17 protein-coding genes are annotated in these 20959 nt (G+C 33.8%); 8 read left to right on the plus strand and 9 right to left on the minus strand.

All coding sequences use genetic code 11. The features are described from left to right. Positions 1 to 145: 145 nt before the first annotated feature. From BSF41_RS08215 to BSF41_RS08230, 4 genes are all read right to left on the minus strand, one after another. Complete coding sequence (locus tag BSF41_RS08215) at positions 146 to 1543, minus strand: TolC family protein (RefSeq protein WP_095929011.1); 1398 nt, start codon at positions 1541 to 1543, stop codon at positions 146 to 148. A 1-nt stretch (position 1544) separates the two neighbouring features. Then, complete coding sequence (locus BSF41_RS08220; protein ID WP_095929012.1) at positions 1545 to 2897, minus strand: HlyD family secretion protein; 1353 nt, start codon at positions 2895 to 2897, stop codon at positions 1545 to 1547. A gap of 2 nt (positions 2898 to 2899) precedes the next feature. Beyond that, on the minus strand, positions 2900 to 4555 hold the full coding sequence (locus tag BSF41_RS08225) for a peptidase domain-containing ABC transporter (protein ID WP_095929013.1): 1656 nt from the start codon (positions 4553 to 4555) through the stop codon (positions 2900 to 2902). A gap of 101 nt (positions 4556 to 4656) precedes the next feature. Next, positions 4657 to 5061 carry a hypothetical protein gene (locus BSF41_RS08230; RefSeq protein WP_095929014.1) on the minus strand — a complete coding sequence of 135 codons (405 nt, stop codon included), beginning with the start codon at positions 5059 to 5061 and terminating at the stop codon, positions 4657 to 4659. Positions 5062 to 5419: 358 nt separating this feature from the next. Here BSF41_RS08230 and BSF41_RS08235 point away from each other — a divergent pair, with 358 nt between their 5' ends. Further along, positions 5420 to 5914 carry a DUF1810 domain-containing protein gene (locus BSF41_RS08235; protein ID WP_253251780.1) on the plus strand — a complete coding sequence of 165 codons (495 nt, stop codon included), beginning with the start codon at positions 5420 to 5422 and terminating at the stop codon, positions 5912 to 5914. Between the two features lie 308 nt (positions 5915 to 6222). Here the strand turns inward: BSF41_RS08235 and BSF41_RS08240 are convergent, their stop codons facing one another. Continuing rightward, the gene (locus tag BSF41_RS08240) at positions 6223 to 6816 is read right to left on the minus strand and encodes a murein L,D-transpeptidase catalytic domain-containing protein (protein ID WP_095929015.1); all 594 of its coding nucleotides are present in this window, start codon (positions 6814 to 6816) and stop codon (positions 6223 to 6225) included. A gap of 202 nt (positions 6817 to 7018) precedes the next feature. Here BSF41_RS08240 and BSF41_RS08245 point away from each other — a divergent pair, with 202 nt between their 5' ends. Then, positions 7019 to 8428, plus strand: coding sequence for a PLP-dependent aminotransferase family protein (locus BSF41_RS08245; protein ID WP_095929016.1), 1410 nt, complete (start codon positions 7019 to 7021; stop codon positions 8426 to 8428). An 89-nt stretch (positions 8429 to 8517) separates the two neighbouring features. Here BSF41_RS08245 and BSF41_RS08250 read toward each other — a convergent pair whose 3' ends face one another. Next, the gene (locus tag BSF41_RS08250; RefSeq protein ID WP_095929017.1) at positions 8518 to 8781 is read right to left on the minus strand and encodes a DUF2024 family protein; all 264 of its coding nucleotides are present in this window, start codon (positions 8779 to 8781) and stop codon (positions 8518 to 8520) included. A 162-nt stretch (positions 8782 to 8943) separates the two neighbouring features. On the opposite strand from BSF41_RS08250, the gene BSF41_RS08255 reads away from it, so the two are divergent. Beyond that, entirely contained in the window at positions 8944 to 9675 is a 732-nt protein-coding gene (locus tag BSF41_RS08255) for a YggS family pyridoxal phosphate-dependent enzyme (protein ID WP_095929018.1), read from the plus strand. A 29-nt stretch (positions 9676 to 9704) separates the two neighbouring features. Beyond that, complete coding sequence (locus tag BSF41_RS08260) at positions 9705 to 10409, plus strand: AAA family ATPase (RefSeq protein WP_095929019.1); 705 nt, start codon at positions 9705 to 9707, stop codon at positions 10407 to 10409. 78 nt (positions 10410 to 10487) lie between these two features. Here the strand turns inward: BSF41_RS08260 and BSF41_RS08265 are convergent, their stop codons facing one another. Next, positions 10488 to 11933 (minus strand): glycosyltransferase, encoded by a 1446-nt coding sequence (locus tag BSF41_RS08265; protein WP_095929020.1) that lies wholly within the window; start codon positions 11931 to 11933, stop codon positions 10488 to 10490. 503 nt (positions 11934 to 12436) lie between these two features. Here BSF41_RS08265 and BSF41_RS08270 point away from each other — a divergent pair. Then, entirely contained in the window at positions 12437 to 12883 is a 447-nt protein-coding gene (locus BSF41_RS08270; RefSeq protein WP_095929021.1) for a response regulator, read from the plus strand. 12 nt (positions 12884 to 12895) lie between these two features. Further along, complete coding sequence (locus BSF41_RS08275) at positions 12896 to 16915, plus strand: PAS domain S-box protein (protein ID WP_095929022.1); 4020 nt, start codon at positions 12896 to 12898, stop codon at positions 16913 to 16915. 89 nt (positions 16916 to 17004) lie between these two features. On the opposite strand, the gene BSF41_RS08280 is transcribed toward BSF41_RS08275, so the two are convergent. Together BSF41_RS08280 and BSF41_RS08285 are read right to left on the minus strand one after the other, a co-directional pair. Further along, positions 17005 to 17421 carry a lipocalin family protein gene (locus tag BSF41_RS08280; RefSeq protein WP_095929023.1) on the minus strand — a complete coding sequence of 139 codons (417 nt, stop codon included), beginning with the start codon at positions 17419 to 17421 and terminating at the stop codon, positions 17005 to 17007. A gap of 117 nt (positions 17422 to 17538) precedes the next feature. After that, on the minus strand, positions 17539 to 18651 hold the full coding sequence (locus BSF41_RS08285; RefSeq protein ID WP_095929024.1) for a hypothetical protein: 1113 nt from the start codon (positions 18649 to 18651) through the stop codon (positions 17539 to 17541). A 358-nt stretch (positions 18652 to 19009) separates the two neighbouring features. Between BSF41_RS08285 and BSF41_RS08290 the strand changes: the two genes are divergently transcribed. Together BSF41_RS08290 and BSF41_RS08295 are read left to right on the plus strand one after the other, a co-directional pair. After that, entirely contained in the window at positions 19010 to 19195 is a 186-nt protein-coding gene (locus BSF41_RS08290) for a hypothetical protein (RefSeq protein WP_095929025.1), read from the plus strand. A gap of 53 nt (positions 19196 to 19248) precedes the next feature. Continuing rightward, positions 19249 to 20958, plus strand: a complete 1710-nt coding sequence (locus tag BSF41_RS08295; RefSeq protein WP_095929026.1) for an ATP-binding protein — start codon at positions 19249 to 19251, stop codon at positions 20956 to 20958. Position 20959: the final 1 nt, after the last annotated feature.

Here is a 20959-nt window from a genome sequence, read left to right on the forward strand (position 1 = left end):
AACATTTCTACCAAATAAAAAAAAGCTTTAGAAAATATCTAAAGCTTTTTTAACTCAAATTCTGAAAAAATTAATATAATGCAGACAGGTACAAAGCTGACTGTTATTTTTGTGTATACCTAATACATTTTATATCGTTAGGACTTTAATCTGGATTCGCCAATATTTTGTACAATTCGGCATTCGACAGATAAAACTGATTCTCTAAACTTATTTGCGACAATTTTGCGCTTACGAGATTATTTTCTCTCGAATTGATTAAGAAAATCGAACTCTCGCCAAATGAGAATAATTTTTCTTCTGAGTTCAGCATCGTCATATAATCTTGTACAAGATTGTCGATTACGATTTTCTGTTTTCTTAAGGAAGCAATTTCTGTCTGCTGCGCTTTGATTTTATTTTTAAGTTCCAATCGCTGCTGTCCAATATCATATTGCATATCCTGAATTTTCAGTTTAGCCATTTTTAAACTTCCACGTTCTTTTCTTAAGAAAATCGGGAAACTGAAATCGATGTTAAACTTATAATCATCGGCGTTGAAATTATTCCAGTAATTGGGTTCTGAAATGTAATTGTAGCCCACATTTATTTTCGGAAGCAATGAATTGGCTTTCAGCTGGCGGTTGACTTCCAAAATATCCATTTTAGTTTCTAAAGATTGAATCTTTGGGTGAGAGTCTAATGATTCAACATCGACCATCATGGCATCTGTTTTCAAAGTTTCCTCAATGGTCTGAATTAGATTTTGTTCTGGTTTTACCAAATCTCCCAATTCAACCGGAACATTTTCAATCCATAAAAAATTGGCCAGTTTCAATTTTGCTTTCGCTAATTTCAAATTTCCGTTTTCAACATTCAGTTCTCTATTTCGCACGGTAATTTTAGCTTCAACGCTGTCAATTGCTGGCGAATCTCCCGCTGCAATTAGTTTTTTAACCCCCTCAAAACGAGTGCTCGCAAAACCTAAATAGTTTTTATACAATTCTGCTTCGTTATAACTTCTTCTCCATTCAAAATAAGCTTCACTTGCTTGATATAAAACTTCAATTGCTCTCAATTTTCGCTGTGCATCGCTCAGTTTTACTTGAAGTTTTCCTTCGCGAACATCGGCCATTCTTTGGTTAATAAACATTCCCTGACCTAGAGCAACATTAATTCCGAGCGAAGTTAAACCTGCTTCTGGAGTTTTGTTCTGCGGATTGTAATAGTCTCCACTTGTATCGTCAAAACCTGCTTTTACTTCAATTCCATACCAAGTCGGAATTTTGAAACTGCTGTTTAATAACGAATAATATTCTGTGCCTTTAAATTCTTTCTTATTGTAATCTACTTCCAGTTTTGGATCAAATCCGCCTCGAGCCATCATCAATTTTGCTTGAGCATTTGTCACTTCAAGATTGGCTTGTTTTACCAACGGATGATATTTTTTTACATATCCCAAGTACTCGATAAAAGTAAGTTCCTCTTGATTAAAATTCTGGCTATGAAGTGTAGAAAAACAAAATAGTATTAAGAAAGAAAACAATTTTACAAGATTTCTCATTTTACTTTTTCTCCTTTCCTTTATCTTCTTTTTCTCCTGAATTATAATAGTTTGGCGGAAAACCATTTAAGTTTCGCCAAATCTCGTACCATACCGAAACGGTTTCTAGCAATGCAATACTTTGCGCACCTGCACCAATACTCAATTCTTTTGGCCAGTGGCGATCTTCTCCATCTGGTGAAACCAAAATTCTGTATTTCCCGTTCGGACTTATAAAGTTTTCTATCGCTACAACTTTACCTCCATAAGTTCCATAAGACAATCCAGGCCATCCAGAAAATACGATTCTAGGCCATCCATCAAACCAAACACGAACTTTTGCACCACGATGCACAAGCGGTAAATCGATTGGATCTACGTAAGTTTCTACCGCAATATCATATTTAGAAGGCATAATGCTCACAACAGGAGTTCCTTCTTTAATCGTTTCTCCAAGACCAGCCAGTAAAGCTCGGTTTACGTAACCGCTCTGTGGCGCTGTAATATAATATAAACCGTTTCTAAGTCTGTAATTAGTATATTGGTTTTCTAGCTTATTTACCTGAGCTTCTGTATCGTATTGTGTGCTTAAAGCAGTAAATTTATCGCTTCTTGATTTTGATATTTTTTCAGCATATTCAGCAGTAATTCTATTGATTTCTACTTTTGCATTTATCAATTCATTTTTGCTGCTCAACAATTTATTTTCCTGCGTAATCACATAAGCTTCTGACTCTTGCAGTTTTAATCTTTTCTGCTCGACATCTGTCAGCGGTTTAAGACCTTCTTTGTTTAAAGCAGTCGAACGGTCAAATTGTGTTTTTGCAATTCGAAGCTGAGTTTTTACTGCTACAAGATCCATACTGTCGCTTTTTATTTTCAATTGTGACTGACGAATTTTGTTTTGCGCTTGCTGCAATTTCAACTGTCTTTCCGTGTTAAGCGACTGCGCCTGCACGTCAAGAGAGTTTACTTTATCTCCATACGATTCTACAGCCATTTTTTTGGCATCTACTTGCTGTTTGGTATTATTAACCAAATTAGGATCTAAATAATCTTCTTTGATCTCCGAAATAAAAAGAATTGTATCTCCTTTTTTTACGTAATCTCCTTCTTTTACAAACCATTTTTCTATACGTCCTGCAATCGCATTATGAACAGTCTGTGGTCTTTGATCTGGTTTTAAAGTCGTTACAGAACCTGTTCCTGAAATGTTCTGTGTCCAAGGCAAGAAAAGGCATAAGACAGCAAAAATCAAAAATCCGATTATGACTTTATTTAAAATTGCGTAATGTGGTCTACGAGCAACACTTGTAATCGATTTGTATTGCCCCGGCGTTATAAGTACGTTGTTATCTTTAGATAGGTTGAGCATGATTAAAGCTTTATGTCGTTAATAATTTTTCCGTCATCAATCGTAATCATACGACTGCATTTGCTTTTCCAAATATCATTTTTAGAAGTCACAATAACAGTCCAGTCATTTTCTTCCGAAAGTAAAAAGTCTACAATTTTACTCGAAGTCAAATCGTCCATTTTGTCAACTGGATCTTCTAAGAATAAGATATTCGGTTTACCCACAATACTTCTTGCCAAAAGAATTTTTTGAACATCAGAAGCAGATAGTTCACGACCTCCAGGATGAATTTGATTTTCCAACCCGTTTTCAAAAGTTTTAATATATGGAGTAAGGCCAACATTATCTAAAGCCCATTTTAAATCATCGCTGTTTAATTCTTCATTTCCAAAAACAATATTCTCACGAATTGTTCCTGCAAAAAGTGTATCGCCTTGCAAGAATGTCCCTGCCTGCGCTCTATATGTATCTTCGTTAAGACGATTCATATAATTGTCAGTTACGTACATCGCTCCGCTTTCTGGTTCTAAAACACCCGAAAGCAATCTTAGCAAAGTACTTTTTCCTGCACCATTTGTTCCAGTAAGAATGATTTTTTCTCCTTGAGAGATTTTTAAATTAATATTCTTCAGTGATTTTTTGTTGTGTTCTGGATAATGGTAATTGATGCTTTCGGTCTCAATATTGATTCCTTTTTCAGTTTTATCTGAAGTTTGAGGAATGCATGAAATTTCCATATCAGTAACCTGACCAATTTTTTCAACAGAAGTCAATACGTCGTAGAAAGACTCTAATCCGAAGATGATTTTTTCTACCGAGTTGATTAATAATACAATTACGATTTCAGCTGCTACGAACTGCCCTATGTTCATTTGGTGGTGAATTACCAGAAAACCACCGATCGATAATAAGGCAGCAGTAACAATTACTTTAAAAATAGTCAGCTGAATATATTGTTTCTTCATTACCTGAAAGTGCTTTTCGCGGTAATTTACATAGTTGGTTGCATATTGGTCATTTCTTTCCAAAGCATATTCAAAAGCTCCTTTTCTACGGAAACTTTCTCTATTTCTAGCAATTTCCTGAAGCCATGCTGCAACTTTATATTTAAATTTCGATTCGTTTAAACTGGTTTCCAGACCATCTTTATACGAAAATTTAAAAATGACATATAAAATGACAATAAATAAAAGTCCAATTACCATAAAGAAAGAATGATAAAGAACCAATAGAATAATCCCCAGACCAACCTGAAGGAATGCGGTGCAGAAATCAAGCAATAGTTTTGCAGTGCCTTTCTGTACCATTAAAGTATCAAAAAAACGATTGGCTTTTTCGGGAGCATATTCCGAGTACATTTCTTTAAATTTTATTAAAGGCATTCTGTACGCAAACTCAAAAGAAGAGCGCACAAAAATTCGCTGTTGCAAATTCTCCACAATTCGCAACTGCAAAATCGTTAGAACTCCGCCAAAGCCAACTCCAACCGTAACTAGAATCACGAGAACGATCCACGAGACGCTCAGCTGTCCGCTTTGAATAAAATTAATAATAGCTTGGATTCCCAAAGGCAGAGAAAGATTAACTAACCCTGCAAATGCAGCATAGAAGATAATTTGATACACATCGCGCTTATCGAGCTGCAATAAGTTATAAAAACGTTTAAATGGTGTCATGAATTTAAGTATAAATACAAGATTATTACATAGAATAAATATACGGCAAAAACCGCATTTTTGGATTAAGATTTTTATCCTAATCCTTAAAAAACAAGTATTTATGAATTCACCCTAGGAGGCGGTATATCTATTTTACCATGAAAACCAAATGAAAAGATAGTATTATCAATATATTTTTTCCCCTCTGATTCTATTAGAAAACCAAAATGAGGCATCAAAGATTCAGATGAAATCAAATATTCCATTAAAGGAATGCCTTTTGCTAATTTGGCAGTTTTAGTTTCTTTTGTTTTGTAGTCATCCAGTTCCTCTGGGATTCCATCACACTTGAAGATTTTTTTCAGAAAGTTGCAGGTAATGCCTTTTACCGTGTAGGTTTCGGCGTTATCGCTTAAGATCCTTCCAACGCTATTAGAAATATTTAAACTGCTAATTAGAAAATAGCCGACAAGCAATGCCTGAAGGCATTTACATAAAAAGCTATTTTTAATTTTGTTCAACATACTCTAAAGAAGGCTAAAAGTTTAATTGCAATCACATCGTTTTGATTCAAAACCCCAGTGATTTAAGGCGTTTATTATAATTTTTCTGAGCGCGCAATTTAGAGCCAATTTTTTTGTAGAACATTAAAATAACATTAGAATTTAGAATCATTCAAAACTTTAAAATTATATTAACAAGGCATTCTTACAGGCCTATCGGAATTATGTAAAGACCGACTACAATTCTATAACTCAAAAGGCTATCAGCATTCTACTTTTGATATTCGAAAAATTTAATACAATTCTTTAAAAAAATATATTACAAGTGTTACCGATTAAACAAATTAGATTCACTAACCATTTAATACAGAATCAAGAGATGACTTACGCAAAAAATGATTTGACCCGATTTTTAGATGCGCAAAATAAACTTTATCTGACAGCATTATCTGAAATAAAAAAAGGTAAAAAAGAAACCCATTGGATGTGGTTCATTTTTCCGCAGATCAAAGGACTTGGCAAAAGTGCTCTTTCTGAATATTATGCCGTTGCAGATCTTAAAGAAGCTACTGAATTTTTAAAGCATCCGATTTTATCGAAACATTTAATTGAGATCTCTAAATTGCTGTTGACCTTAAAAAAGAAGTCTGCCGAAGGAATTTTAGGAGAACTTGGCGCAAGAAAACTGCATTCTTCTATGAGCTTATTTGTTCAGGTAGAAAATGCGCATCCTGTTTTTCAGGAAATTCTAGATACTTTTTTCTTTGGACATCTGGATCAGCTGACTTTAAATTTTACCACTACCGATAAAATGTTCCTAGCGGAACAAGGAAATATATTAAACAATCATTCTGTAGGAATGTTTCATCAGTAAATGCCAGTTTTCTGCCAGACACGGTACTTTCTTAATTCTTAGGACAAAAAAGGGAATAGCTCGTAAACTATTCCTTTTTTTTGCAAATAATTTTCCACTTGTCCATTTTCTTATCTTAAGTTCAAAATCACCTTTTTTAAAAGTTTCAATTGTAGTATTTTCTATAATTAAATCAATGTCTGCAGGTTTGAATCTGTTGAATTGTTCCAGAATTTTCGAAGCAGATCGTTCATGATTCCTTTCTTTTATATTAGATAAATTTTACATCTTTTCTTCTATATAAAAAATAGGAAAACAATTCTTTCGAATTAATAATAAATATTCAGGATAATATTCGACTTCGAATTATCGATAATTTTTTCAAGTCTTTTAAAAAACACTTCACTAACCATGGGACACCCTTGGCTAAGAGCAATATAATGATCCTGTTCTCCTTCTGGAACTGCCGAATATGAATGCAATACAATCATTCTTTTAACGGCATTATTATTCGTTTGGTCCAGCCCTTTTAAAACATAAGCTTTTCCAAACATTCCTCTATACGATTTTCCTATTGCATAACATCCAAGCGAAGTGCATTTAGAATTCGGTTCGTTGCTAAATTTCAATTCTCCTTTAACACCCGTTTCAGAACCTGCGCCATTTGCTACTAAACCTTCATCAATTAGTTTGTCGTTTTCAAGATCATAAACAAAGAATCTATTTTTACCCGATTTAATTCTCATATCAATAAAAAATGCGATTTTAGAATTATAAACTCCAGAAGCGCTCATTTTTTTTACATTTTCAATCTGTTGATTAAAACGTTCTGCATCAGAATCCTTTATCGTATTTTCTTCTTTTGGTTTTGGGTTGCCAAAAACACATGCTGTTATTAGGATTATTATATTTACTATTTTCATAAACCTTTCATTTTAAAACATTAAAAATCAATTATTTGACGATGTAAAATTAAAATGAGAGTTCCGAAAAAATGTTTCCTAAAAGTCTAAAAAACAACAAAATAAGGTATTTCTTTTAGCATAAATATCACTATTATTCCATCAAAAAAAGTTAATTTTGGACTACTGAATAAACTTAATTTAGCAACAACAAACAGTCCAGATGCTTCGACCTTGGCCATTACAAATTCATTTAGATAAAAAATCAGATAAAGCGATTTACCTGCAGATTGCCGATGCTGTAATTGACGCTATCAAGACAGGAAAACTGGTCAAAGGAAATGCATTGCCAGGAAGCAGACAACTGGCTGAATTACTGAAAGTAAACCGAAATACTGTTGTAGAAGCTTTAGATGTTTTAACTGCTGAAGGCTGGCTGATAACCATTGACCGAAAGGGAACTTTTGTAACAGAATCGTTGCCAAAAATCAGTCATTCGTCAGAAAATGAAAAAGAGCAAAAAGTTGAAGTTGAAGATCCTAAAAATTTTTTAGTTTTTGACGACGGACTCCCTGATAGCCGATTGGCACCAATGAATGATTTGGCTAGAGCGTATCGCGAATTATTTAGCCGAAAATCACGTTGGCAGATTATGGGTTACAGCAGCGAATTGGGAAATTTAGAATTCAGAAAATCAATTGCTCAAATGCTCAATTTTAAACGTGGCATGAGTATTTCGCACGATCAAATCTGTATTACCCGCGGAAGCCAAATGGCGATGTATCTTGCTTCTCATTGTATATTAAAATCAGGCGATTTTGTTTTGGTTGAAAATCCTGGGTACAAACCCGCTTGGGAAGCTTTTGAAAATGCAGGTGCAACTCTACTTCCTGTAAATATAGAATCGGACGGATTGGATATCGATCAAGTCGAAAAATATGTACAGCATAAAAATATAAAGGCAATTTATGTTACACCCCATCATCAATTTCCAACTACTGTTACCTTGTCTCTAAAAAAGAGATTAAAATTGATCGAACTTTCCAATCAATATCATTTTACGATTATTGAAGACGATTACGATAACGAATTTCATTTCGGACTAAGACCAATACTTCCTATTTCCAGTTATTCGGGTCTGAAAAACTATATTTACATTGGCACTTTTAGCAAAATTGTTGCTCCTGCACTTCGTATTGGATATTTAGTCAGTTCGCATGAGAATGTTCTAAAGATTGGAAATCATAGAAAAATCATCGATGTCCAGGGTGATAATATTATGGAAGAAGCAATTTTAAGCCTTATTAATGAAGGCAAAATAAAGCGCCATCTTAAAAAAGCCAATTTGGTTTATAAAAACAAACGAGATTTTTTTGAAAGCTTGTTAAATCGATATCTTCAAAATAAAATTACTTTCACAAAACCCGAAGGCGGACTTGCATTTTGGATTGTTCCAAAAGCAGATTGTAATGTTTTAGAAATTTTTGAGAAGCTAAAATCGCAAGGCATTCAAATCATGAGTCCAAACCGATTTAGTTTTGATGAAACCATTAAAGGTTTTCGTCTGGGCTATGCTTCTCTTTCTGAAAAACAAATGGAAGAGGGAATTATAGCGCTTTCTAAATTGTTATAAAAAGCCTTTCAACTTCGCTCAGGGTAACATAAATCGCTGTCTGGCTGAGCGGAGTCGAAGACTTTCTAGTCATCAGTTTCTTTTAAAAACTAATTACAGTTTTCCATTTCAATAATAGAAAACCCATTTTCCCGAATCTGATTTTCTACTTCAATCGGCGCTTTATCAATATGGCAAAAACGACATTCTTTAGAAGACAAAGTCTGTCCTTCTTGCGCAACACTTTTCAGGTACTTTTTCCCATATTCGTAAACTTGCTCTGCATCGTTAACATTTTCGTCTACCAAAATATCAAAGTGCATAATTTTTCCGTCTTTGCGGGTTACATAGGTATCCCAAACTGCTATTTTCATGTTTTTTAAGGTGCTAAGATTCTAAGTTACTAAGGTTCTAAGTTTTATTATTTTATGACACAAATTTACGGTGGATATGAAAGTCGTGAATCATCCAGTTTTTTCATTTTTTGAAAGGTTCTGGTCCAGTAGAATTTTGTGGTTTCCATTTAATTTTGCAATATGAAAAACGATATTATTTTTAATTTAATTAAAGTGCATCAACGCATTGAAAATGCTTGCAAGATTGCTGGAAGAAATCCTGAAGATGTACAGCTTTTATTGGCAACCAAAACTGTTCCTGCCGAAAAAATACGAATCGCGATAGAAGCTGGCGAAACTTTAATGGGCGAAAACAAAATGCAGGAATTGCGAGATAAAAATGATGTTTTGAAAAACCTACCTATTGAAAGGCATTTTATTGGTCATCTCCAAACAAACAAAGTCAAAGATGTTTTGAAATATGTTACTTGCATTCAATCTTTGGACAGAATCAATTTGGCTGATGAATTGCACAAACAGCTTCAAAATCAAAACAGAAAATTGGATGTTTTTGTTCAAGTCAATACTTCCTACGAAGAAAGCAAATTCGGATTGCCGCCAGAAGACGTTTTATCTTTCATTAAAAAAATAAAAACGTACGAAACCTTGAATATTAAAGGTTTAATGAGCATTGGGCTTTTGGATGTTGAAAAAGAAAAAATGATTCCGTCGTTACGACTTCTAAGAACCATACGAGATGAGATTTATTCAGAAGGAATTGAAGACTTACACGATTTAAAACTTTCTATGGGAATGTCTCAAGATTTGGAACTCGCCATTGCAGAAGGCTCTAATATGGTGAGAATTGGCACGTCAATTTTTGGAAACCGTTTTTTAGGAAAAGAAATCTGGAACGAAAACATTGCAGAATAAAACTTAATTTTGCAGCAAATTAAAAGCAGATGAACCTGAATGATCTTACCGTAATTGATACTGAAAAAATTGCTTTAGACGATTTGTTTTTTAGCGAAGAAAATAAAGCTGCTTTGCTTCAGATTATCAAAGAACATCAATATATCGAAGAATTAAAGCAATATAATCTTAAAGTTGACAACAAGATTTTACTGCACGGTAGTTCTGGCTGCGGTAAAACTACAACCGCAAAAGCGATTGCCCATACTTTAAACAAAAAGATTATCATAGTCAACCTCAGCACTGTTGTCGATTCTAGGATAGGCGAAACTTCTAAAAACTTAAAAGCTATTTTTGATAAAGCTATTCGCGAAAGAGCGGTTTTATTCTTAGATGAATTTGACCAAATTGGAAAAAGCCGTGACAGCGATGACAAAGATGTTGGTGAAATGAGGCGTTTGGTCAACACTATAATCCAGCTTTTTGATTATTTCCCTTCTGATAGTTTATTGATCTGTGCCACCAATCATTACGAAATAATAGATAGCGCTTTACTGCGAAGATTTCAACTTCGTTTGAAATATGAAATGCCTTCAGAAAAACAGTTGGATATTTATTACGATAAAATTTTAAGCTCGTTTCCAGAACATTTTCAAAACATAGACAGAAAATATTCTGTTTCTTATGCCGAAGCTCTGGACTATACCAATACCACAATGAAAAGGCAGATTATTGCTGTACTAGATTCTAAATAAAAATAGAAAACCCGCTGACACTACAGCGGGTTTTCATTGGGCGGAGTTTTATATAATAGAATGAATAGTGTACTAAATTTATAGTCCTCTTGTCAACCAGCCTTTTTTGTTGGCTGTTGCAATGGCATAAGGCGCAATCCAGAATAAACTGAAAGTGTAAAAAACACTGTAAGAATAAGCCCAGAAAGATTCTGAAAGCGTGTATCTTTTTGCGTAAAACAACATTGAAAAACTTGAAAATATTAAGATTGCCATTAATGTTGAACTTAAAAATAACACGGGGTGAACCGCGATAAAGTAAAACATAAACAATAGAAATGGATACGTCATTGCAATTTTAAAAAACTGATTTAAAAACAGCATTCTTGGTCCAAATTTTGAATCTTTTCTAAAATCTTTGAAAACAAATTTTGCCATCATAAGATTTTCACGAACGTTACTTCTCGCCCATCTAATGAACATTTTGTATAATCCTTTATATTCTTCTGGAACATTGGTTAATACCACTGCATTTCTTTGAAATTTCACTTCAAAACCTTGTTTCAAAATCATATTGGTAAGAGCGCGATCTTCTCCAATATCTGATGGCTGTCCCATAAAAGTTTGGTTGATCCATTCTGGAAGACAATTGAAAACGGCATCTCTTTTGTACGCTGCCAAAGCACCTGGTGTACATAATACAGAACCTAATTCACTTTCTGCAGAACGTTGGAATTCGAAACTCATTACGAAACTTACATTAAGCATTTTTGGTAAAATTGCTTTTTTGTTGTTCAAAACCTGAACGTTTCCTGCAACTGCACCACATTTTTTGTTTACCACAAATGGGCTAACTAAGTTTCTAAGAGTGTCTTTTTTTACAATAGAATCACTATCTACAGTTACAAAAATTTCTCCTGTTCCTAATTTAAATCCTCTGTACAACGCTTGGCGTTTTCCTTGGTTTTTAGGTTGCTGAAAAATCGTTACACGATCTCCCAATTTTGCTTTTGCTTCTTGCATCCAATACCAAGTATCATCTTTACTTCCATCGTCAATAGCCAAAAGCTGTAATTTTTCTGCTGGATAATCGCTTTCTGCAAGGCTCAATAAAGTGTCCCAAACTAGTTTTCCTTCATTGTATGCTGGAACGATAATCGTACACGTTGGCAATAAATCGTCTGAAACCGATGGAATTGCTTTGTATCTTAAGTACAAATAAGAGCTATACAAGAAAACTCCTGTTTGGTAGAAAAACAATATTGTTGTGATTATTAAAAATGGCAATCCCCAAGTCGAAGCAATTCTTTCAAAATGAAATTGTTCGAAATCGTCTTGCAATTGAATTACCATAAATACACCTGCAAGTAATAATAAGAACGTTGCAATAAGAACCGCTAATCCAAAAGGACTTGTTGGCCTTTCTACGTGTACTTTTTGTGATTTTTCGTTGGTTCTAAAAAAAGAACCGTTTAATGTTTTTTCGCTGATAGCTGAACTGCTGTTCGCATAAAATTGTTCTGAGATAATTGTTTCGCTTTTCATGCTTATACTCCTTTTTTAATTTCCTTAATTGGGCTTTTAGCAAAATCTTCTTCCTTTCAAAAACGGACACATTAGAGATTTTGACATTAACACAATTTGCAAGCGGCATGCCAATACGGTTTTAAACTGGTATAGAGCTATTTAGAAAAACAAGCACAAAAAAGAGTGTGTAATTATTTTACACTTTTTGGATACGGTATACACTAAAATGGTGATTTTTTGAATGAAAGAAGTGAGATTCTAAAAGGGTTTACAGTATTTTCTCTCTTCTTTTTAGTAAAGAAATGCGAATCTCAAAAAGCACGTTTCAAAAACATAAAACTACAAGAATTAATAAAACGCAATTACTATATTATAATTGCATAAAAGAAAGAAAAACAATCCAATTTTCTATTTTTTTACGTCTTTAAAAAAACATTCTTCATAAAAAAACGAGAAGTTTTACTTAAAAAAGTTAAATTTATCCAAGCAAAATTCAAACACTAAATTTAAGGAGACTAAAAATGACCAAAGAGCATTATTATCTTTTATTGGCTGATGATGACGAAGATGACTGCCTTTTCTTTAAAGAAGCTCTCGACGAAATAACAATTAGCACTACTCTATCAGTGGTACACGACGGCGTGCAATTGATGAATTATTTAAAAACTAATATCGCAAATCTTCCTGATGTTCTTTTTTTAGACTTAAACATGCCGCTAAAAAATGGTTTGGAATGTCTGGCTGAAATAAAAGACAATGAAAACTTAAAAAATCTGCCAATTATTATATTTTCTACTTCGCTAGACAGCGAAATCGTTGATAAGTTATATCTAAAAGGCGCTTCATTTTATATTCGAAAGCCTGGAGAATTTTCTAAACTCAAAAATGTAATAGAAAAAGCCCTAACCATTGCACCCGAAAATAGTTTCAAACAGCCCGAAAGAGCTAATTTCATTTTGCAACCTTAATCCTCTCTGAAAATGAACCGCAAACAAAAGGAACATTATTTTCTTTCCGAAGGTGGAGAAATGGGAGAATTAATTCGTTCCGCAGATTGGAGTAAAACCCCTTTGGGAAATCCTGAAAAGTGGTCTCAAAGTTTAAAAACAATGACCGCAATGATGCTCGGCAATCCGTTTGGAATGTACATCGCATGGGGAAAAAATTATACTCAACTCTATAATGATGCCTTTCGTCCTATTTTGGGTGCTTCCAAACATCCACAAGCTCTAGGCAGAAGTTCTAAAGATACATTTGCTGAAATCTGGGATACCATAGGCCCTATGTTTGCTGATGTTATAAAAGGACATGCGGTAAGTTTTCCTGATTTTAAAGTGCCGCTTAATAGAAATGGCTATACAGAAGATTGCTTTTTTGATTTTTCGTACAGTCCCATAAAAATAGAAGATGGATCTGTTGGTGGTATTTTGGTTACCGTTATCGAAACCACAGAAAAGAAAATCGTTGCAGACGCTTTGCATGAAAGCAATACACGATTCATCGATAATATCATGCAGGCTCCAGTAGCAATGTGCATTTTTAGAGGTGAAAATCATATTGTTGAAATCGCCAACGACCAAATGCTGAGGCTTTGGGATGCAAAAGCAGAAAACATTATTAATAAACCTATTTTTGAAGTTCTTCCCGAATTAAAAAAACAAGGACTTGATGAAATTCTGCAAAACGTTTTTATTTCTGGTAAAAAAGTAATTACAGAAGAACTTTTTATTCCTTTAAATCGAAACGGCCAAACCGAAAATACTTATATCAATTTTGTTTACGAAGCTTTACGCGAAAAAGACGGAACTATTTCTGGCGTTGCAGCAATTGCTACAGAAGTTACCGCTCAAGTTTTGGCTCGTGCTAAAGTGGAAGAAAGCGAACAAAAAATAAGACAGCTAGTTGAAAACGCCCCTTTCCCGATTGGTGTTTATGTTGGAAAAGAAATGCGTATTGAACTCGCAAATGAATCTATTATAAAAATCTGGGGAAAAGGCCCAGATGTAATTGGAAAAACCTACAGAGAAATTCTCCCCGAACTACAAAATCAGTCGGTATTTGAACAAGTTGAATCGGTGTTTGAAACCGGACAATCTTTTCATTCGAGAAATTCTCGTATTGATCTTGTGATCGATAATAAATTACAATCGTTTTATTTCAATTATAGCTTTACGCCTTTGTATGATCTGACTGGTAAAATTTACGGTGTAATGAATACCGCTGTAGAAATTACAGATTTGTACTTGGCCAAGCAAAAAATTGAAGAAAGCGACAAACGTTTCCGTAATACCGTAAAACAAGCTCCTGTTGGCATCACAATTCTTCGAGGTCCAGAATATATTGTGGAAATGGCCAATGAAGCTTATCTTAAACTTGTAGCTCGAGAAGAGGAATCTTTTGTTGGAAGACTATTGTATGATTCTCTCCCAGAAGTAAAAGAAACCGTTAGCGATTTATTAGACAATGTATTAAAAACTGGAATTCCGTTTCATGGCATTGAAGTTCCTGTTCCTTTAAACCGATACGGAAAAATCGAAACTGCTTATTTTGATTTTCTTTATCATCCGTTAAAAGAAGAAAATGGAACAATCTCGGGAATCTTGGTTACGGTTACCGAAGTAAGCGAAAAAGTGGAAGCCCGAAAAAAAATCGAACTTAACGAAGATCGTCTTAAAATTGTTGTAGAAGCCAGCGAATTGGGAACTTGGGAATTGAATGTTAAAACACGAATTCCGACTTACTCTAAAAGATATCTTGAAATTCTTGGCGGCTATACCGAAGATGTAATGCTTTCTCACGAAGAATTATTGGAGCATCTTCATCCTGATGATTTACATATTAGAAACAAAGGTTTTAAAGAAGCTCTAAGTTCTGGATTTTTAAATTATGAGGTTCGCGTTATCTGGAAGGATCAATCTATACATTGGATTGAAGGAAAAGGAAAAGTTTTTTATGATGAAAACCATCAGCCTCAAAAATTAATTGGAACTATTCGCGACATTACCGAAGAAAAAAAATACCAGCAGAAAATAGAAGAAAGCGAAAAGAAACTGCGCAATCTTATTATGCAGTCGCCTGTGCCGAAAGCTATTTTACGTGGAGATGATTTTGTAATCGAAATGGCCAATTTTGTATTACTGCATAATATTTGGAAAAGAGAAGCATCTGAAGTTGAAGGAAAAAAAATACTAGAATTATTTCCCGAACTCAACAAACAAAAATATGCCAAGTTATTAAGTAAAGTTTACAAATCTGGAGAAGTGTATTCAGAATCTGAATCGTTACTTTTTATTGCTAATGAAAATGGCGGCAGTCAATTTTATGTTGATTTTGAATTTGCCCCGCTGCGCGAAAGTGACAATTCGATTTCTGGAATTAGAATGACATTGATTGATGTGACTGAAAAAGTCGAAGCCAGAAAAAAAATCGAAGAAAGCGAAAAGAGATTCCGTTCGCTTACCGAAAGTATTCCGCAGTTAATCTGGGAAACCGATGCAGAAGGAAATGCACTTTTTACCTCAGGAAAATGGTTTGAATATACCGGAATAGAACCTGGAGCCGAAGGTTCTTGGCAGAAAATGATTCATCCTGATGATTTTGACGAAAATGTAAAAATCTGGCAGCACGCTCTTGCAACCGGAGAAATGTATCGCTGTGATGTACGTATGCATAGAAAAGACGGTTCGTACAGATGGCATACTGTTATTGGGGAACCTGTTTTGGGTCCTGATAATAAAATTTTAAAATGGGTTGGTGCGTTTACCGATATTCATACCGAAAAAGCTTTTACACACGAACTAGAACAGCAGGTTACTGCTCGTACCAAAGAACTCATTCAGATCAACGAATCACTCCGAAAAAGTGAAGAACGTTATCATTTAATGGTTGAAGAAATTCAGGAATATGCCATTTTATACCTCAACCGTGAAGGTATTATTGAGAATTGGAACGCTGGTGCCGAAAAAATAAAAGGCTATAAAGCAGAGGAAATTGTCGGGAAATATTTAGCTATTTTTTATACCGAAGAAGATCAAAAAAATAATCTGCCTCAAAAACTTTTGCAAACTGCAAGAGAAAAAGGGAAAGTGATTCATGAAGGATGGCGCATACGTAAAAACGGCAGCTTGTTTTGGGCAAGCGTAGTGATAACGGCTGTTCATAATAAAAAAGGCGATGTTATTGGCTTTTCTAAAGTGACGCACGATCTAAATGAAAGGAAAAAAGCCGATGATAAATTAAAAATGAATGCACTCGAGCTAGAGCAAAAAAACAATGAATTGGAAGAAATGAACAAAGAACTTCAGTCCTTTGCTTATATCTCCAGTCATGATTTACAGGAACCACTTCGAAAAATACAGACTTTTGCCTCGCAGATTATCGATAAAGAATCGGAAAATTTATCTGAAAACGGAAAAGATAAATTTAAACGAATGCAGAATGCCGCACAGCGAATGCAGACTTTAATTAATGATTTATTAGCTTATTCTAGAACAAATAGTCAAGAACGCATTTTTATAAAAACAGATCTGAGCCAAATTATTAAGGAGGTTAAAGAAGATTTAACGGAAGAATTAGAACAGAAAAGCGCCGTAATTGAAATCGGAGAAACCTCTGAAGTTGATGTTATTCCATTTCAGTTCAAGCAATTACTATATAATTTAATCAGTAATTCATTGAAATTCTCAAATCCCGAAATTCCGATTTTAATTAAAATTACAAGTACAGTTGCTTTTGGTCAAGATTTAGGAGAAGAAAAACTGATTGCGTCCAAAAAATATTGTCACATTAAAGTTTCAGATAACGGAATTGGTTTTGAAGCGCAATACAACAAAAAAATATTCGAAGTCTTTCAGCGTCTTCATGGCAGAGATCGTTATAACGGCACAGGAATCGGACTTGCCATTGTAAAAAAAATTGTAGAAAACCACAACGGAATTATAACCGCTTCTGGCATTCACAACGAAGGAGCTTCTTTTGATATTTATATCCCCGTCAATTAATTTTATTCCATAAAAAAAACGGAAACTTCTTAATTGGAGTTTCCGTTTTCCATTTCAAAACAAATTGAAATTATCTCAAAACAATTTTATTATCTAGTATAAACAGTAATAATACCAGTTGTTTTGTCTTTAATTTTTAGTTCTTTGTTAGTAAGGTTCATAATATCGCTTGTTGAACTTAAATTTCCAACAGTAATAGTCAAATCGTTATGAGATCTTACATAAGTTCCAGTAGTTTCTGTTAAAGCGCAATCAGATCCATTATAGTCACCAATAACTGCTGAATTACTTAATCTTAAATCTAAATAATCTCTATTACATCCTGCTGCATTTTCTGGTGCGTCAACCAATACTTCTTTTCCATCTACAATTGTTCCTCTTTGGCTTAGATTATATTTACCTTGAATTGGTACAATTGTTTCTCCTTCATTATCGTCACTACTACAAGAGGTTACGAACATTCCTGCGCTTAAGGCTAATACGAATAATATGCTTCTTTTTTTCATGTTTGTTTGTTTTTTAATTATTTAATTCAATAATGCTAAATTAAAAGGATATACTTACAAATAATTCCATGATTTTAGGAATATTTTACATAAATCGCATTTTAGGATGTTTTAAAATTAATTGCATTTTGGCCTGTTTGACAAATACTTATCAATTATATGCTGCGTAATTGGTTTTAAGAATCGTTGTGTGTTTTCTGGATAAGGGGCATGTTGGCTATAGCATTCTACAGAATTTCCAATTCTTATATACCAAACTTTTGCTCTTCCACTATCGTCAAAAAACTCAGTCGTATCACATACTTCAATCTTCTTTAAATCAAAATATCTGGCATCATAATAAGTATCGCAATAACCATCGTCAGACCTTTCTATTTTTTCATAATGATCGCCCATCCATTGCATGCAGTGTTTTTTAAAGAAAGCGAAATAGACCACTCCTCCAATTGAGAAAAAAATTAAAACAGTAACCATTGCTGTTTTTCCTAATCGTTTTAGGAAATTTTCAAATAGGAGCTGTCTAATTCTCCTAACGAACTTTTTTCTCTTTGTTTCAAATTTCTGTGAATCAGGATCATTCCGTTTAGATTCATCTATTTTAGTATAATCACTCTCCTTAAAATTTGCTTCAGATTTAGTAGTCTTTGCATTTTCTTGTCCTACTCTATTAGAGGCATAACTGTCGTTGGTAATAAATGGCAGAGGTACGTATTTTTTATCTTTTTCTACTTCCTCATCTTTTAAACTAGGAAATTTTTCCATTTCGACCTCATCACTAAAACCAACAGAATTAATTTCAGGATTATAATGTTTGGTGTTTCTTAGCTCTTCTATTAATTTCAAATTCTCTGGATCAATTTCTTTTCTAAACTTATTAAAAGGTCTAGGCTGAAAATCTACCAAAATTGCTGCTAATTCGACCGTACTAATCTTAGCTGTTTCTCTTTCCGCTTTAAAAAAAGCACCTACCTTTTTAAACTTATCTGTGTATTGTTGAGAAGTATCCACTTCTTTCGGAATAAAGTCAGCCTTAAAAAAGTTTCGATATACCGCAATGTCATCGCCTTTAGGTTCTGAGTTGAAAATTTCCCAGCATAAATCTCTTAAAACTGCTTGCGAAGGATTGCTTAAGTAATCGGAATATTTTCCTTCATTTTTTTCAACTCTATATTTCTCTCGAATCGCTTCTTTATAGTCACTTTGAATATCATCTTGAGTAATTTTTTTCATAAGCTATTAGGATTTTCAGGATTTATTATAGGTTTTTTCAAGTTTTTATAGGACATCATCGGAGAATCAGGAAATCCTGGAAATCCGTATCAATACACGCTCAAAACGGTTGTTACTTTGCCTCAACAAAATTAGTTATCGCTTTGATCTGCAGGTCAAAAAGCAAATGTACAAAACTAGTTTATGTACCAAGTGCGGAAAACCGTAAGACGGATTTTATTCCGGGAAGTATAGATGAGAATCTTACTGTTCTACGCACTTCACTTCCCAAACAAAATTTGGTATTGCCATTTAAAACCAACCTGGAAAAAGATTTCGGGCAGCAATACCCATGTCCAATTTTTTAAAAATTAAAATCATGAAAAAATTAATTGTTATGGGTGCGTTTGCACTATTGAGTATTACATTATTTTCTTGCTCTGCTGATGAACTAGAAGCAACTAAAGATAAAACTGAAGTACAAAAAGAGTCTATTCCGTCACAAGCGAATATTGGTCCAGATGATGATCCGATCACGGTTCCGCCGCCACCAAAAAAACCATAATTTAAAAAGTTGTAATTTGTAATAAATTACTATTTTAGGGGAAAGTAACTTTTATGCTACGATCCCCTTTTTTTTGTTTGCTAATTGTTCTATTTTTCCTTTCCTGTAAAGAGAAAACAGTTGTTTCGCCTAAGCCTGATCCTACTCGGGTAGAAGCTTATAAACATCGAGATGAAGGTATTTTAAATCTTCAGAACAAAAACTACAATAATGCTTTTTACAATTTCAATAAATCGAAAATAATATTAGAAAGCTCTAAAGACAGTACCAATATTGTCTACAATCTGATTCAGATGGCTGCGATCCAGCAGATAAACGGCGATTTTTACGGAAGCAAAGAAACTTTGACCGAGGCTCTTCCTTATATTAAAAAGAAAGATATTTATAGCGTTTCGATTAACAACTTCTTCGGAATCGCCGATAAAGAACTTTCTTTATACGAAGATGCCATTTACTATTACAATAAAGCTTTACAAGATTCTGAAAATGAAGTTTTAAAACAATCACCTTTAAATAACATTGCTGTTATTTACATTGAGCAGAAAAAATACGACAAGGCCATTCAAATTTTAGAACCTATACTTGCCAAAGATATTTTCCCGAAAGACGAATACATCATAAAAAAAGCTCGAATTTTAGATAATTTGGGATTTGCTTATTCAAAAAACGGAATGCCAGAAAAAGGACTTCCGCTTATGACAAAAGGATTAGCGTTACGAAACCAAATTGATGATTTTTACGGCAGTATTGGCAGTAATTTACATTTGGCAGAATACTATTCTTCGAGCAATCCAAAAAAATCGAATCAATATGCACTTGAAGCTTACAAAACCGCTACAAAACTTCGCAGTATTGATGAACGTTTAAAAGCATTATCTTTTTTGATCTCCAATGATTCTGAAACCCAAAACACGGGATATGCAAAAAAATTCGTTTTCTTAAATGACAGCATCATTACCATTCGAAATAATTATAAAAACAAGTTTGCTAAAATTAAATACGATTCTAAAAAAGAAAAAGACGAAAATCAGAAACTGCGATTAGAGAAAGCAGAGAATTTACTTGCGTTGCAAAAAGCGCAATACCAAAAGATATTGTTTATAATTGGTATTACATCGCTTTTTCTTTTATTGGTTTATTTGAGGAAATATTACCAGAACCGAAATCGAATTGAAAAAATAGAAACGGCTTATAATACCGAAACCCGAATTGCGAAAGATATTCATGATGAGCTGGCAAATGACGTTTTCAATGCCATCGCTTTTACTCAGACACAGCCTTTAGAAAATGAAAGCATAAAAGAAACTTTGGTTCAAAAACTAGATACGATCTATTCAAGAGTTAGAGGAATTTCTAGGGAAAATAATGATATCGATACAGGCATAAATTATGCGAAGAATTTAAAAGAAATGCTTTCGACTTATAACAGCACTCAAACAAACGTTATTATAAATGGTGTCGATAAAATAAATTGGGATTCGGTTGAGGATTTAAAAAAGATTGCCATTCAGCGAGTTTTGCATGAATTAATGGTTAATATGAAAAAGCATAGCGAAGCTTCTGTTGTATCCATAAAATTTAATTCCAATTCCAATTCGCTCTTCATTGACTACAGCGATATTGGCAAAGGCTGCGAAAAATCAAAAATTATAAAAAATGGTCTGCAAAATATGGAAAACCGTATTTTGGCCTTAAAAGGAACTATTACTTTTGACACTGAACCGAATAAAGGTTTCAAAGTAAAAATAACAATGCCTAAATAAG

The organism is Flavobacterium sp. ACN2 (genome assembly GCF_002303885.1).
In the GTDB taxonomy this organism is placed as follows: Bacteria; Bacteroidota; Bacteroidia; order Flavobacteriales; family Flavobacteriaceae; genus Flavobacterium.

What these genes read in the sequence shown, in the direction of transcription:
- BSF41_RS08270 (WP_095929021.1), top strand. Translation starts at nt 12,437, where the DNA reads ATGACCAAAGAGCATTATTATCTTTTATTGGCTGATGATGACGAAGAT.
- BSF41_RS08245 (WP_095929016.1), top strand. Translation starts at nt 7,019, where the DNA reads ATGCTTCGACCTTGGCCATTACAAATTCATTTAGATAAAAAATCAGAT.
- BSF41_RS08295 (WP_095929026.1), top strand. Translation starts at nt 19,249, where the DNA reads ATGCTACGATCCCCTTTTTTTTGTTTGCTAATTGTTCTATTTTTCCTT.
- BSF41_RS08250 (WP_095929017.1), bottom strand. Translation starts at nt 8,781, where the DNA reads ATGAAAATAGCAGTTTGGGATACCTATGTAACCCGCAAAGACGGAAAA.
- BSF41_RS08255 (WP_095929018.1), top strand. Translation starts at nt 8,944, where the DNA reads ATGAAAAACGATATTATTTTTAATTTAATTAAAGTGCATCAACGCATT.
- BSF41_RS08280 (WP_095929023.1), bottom strand. Translation starts at nt 17,421, where the DNA reads ATGAAAAAAAGAAGCATATTATTCGTATTAGCCTTAAGCGCAGGAATG.
- BSF41_RS08275 (WP_095929022.1), top strand. Translation starts at nt 12,896, where the DNA reads ATGAACCGCAAACAAAAGGAACATTATTTTCTTTCCGAAGGTGGAGAA.
- BSF41_RS08260 (WP_095929019.1), top strand. Translation starts at nt 9,705, where the DNA reads ATGAACCTGAATGATCTTACCGTAATTGATACTGAAAAAATTGCTTTA.
- BSF41_RS08215 (WP_095929011.1), bottom strand. Translation starts at nt 1,543, where the DNA reads ATGAGAAATCTTGTAAAATTGTTTTCTTTCTTAATACTATTTTGTTTT.
- BSF41_RS08285 (WP_095929024.1), bottom strand. Translation starts at nt 18,651, where the DNA reads ATGAAAAAAATTACTCAAGATGATATTCAAAGTGACTATAAAGAAGCG.
- BSF41_RS08265 (WP_095929020.1), bottom strand. Translation starts at nt 11,933, where the DNA reads ATGAAAAGCGAAACAATTATCTCAGAACAATTTTATGCGAACAGCAGT.
- BSF41_RS08230 (WP_095929014.1), bottom strand. Translation starts at nt 5,061, where the DNA reads ATGTTGAACAAAATTAAAAATAGCTTTTTATGTAAATGCCTTCAGGCA.
- BSF41_RS08240 (WP_095929015.1), bottom strand. Translation starts at nt 6,816, where the DNA reads ATGAAAATAGTAAATATAATAATCCTAATAACAGCATGTGTTTTTGGC.
- BSF41_RS08290 (WP_095929025.1), top strand. Translation starts at nt 19,010, where the DNA reads ATGAAAAAATTAATTGTTATGGGTGCGTTTGCACTATTGAGTATTACA.
- BSF41_RS08220 (WP_095929012.1), bottom strand. Translation starts at nt 2,897, where the DNA reads ATGCTCAACCTATCTAAAGATAACAACGTACTTATAACGCCGGGGCAA.
- BSF41_RS08235 (WP_253251780.1), top strand. Translation starts at nt 5,420, where the DNA reads ATGACTTACGCAAAAAATGATTTGACCCGATTTTTAGATGCGCAAAAT.
- BSF41_RS08225 (WP_095929013.1), bottom strand. Translation starts at nt 4,555, where the DNA reads ATGACACCATTTAAACGTTTTTATAACTTATTGCAGCTCGATAAGCGC.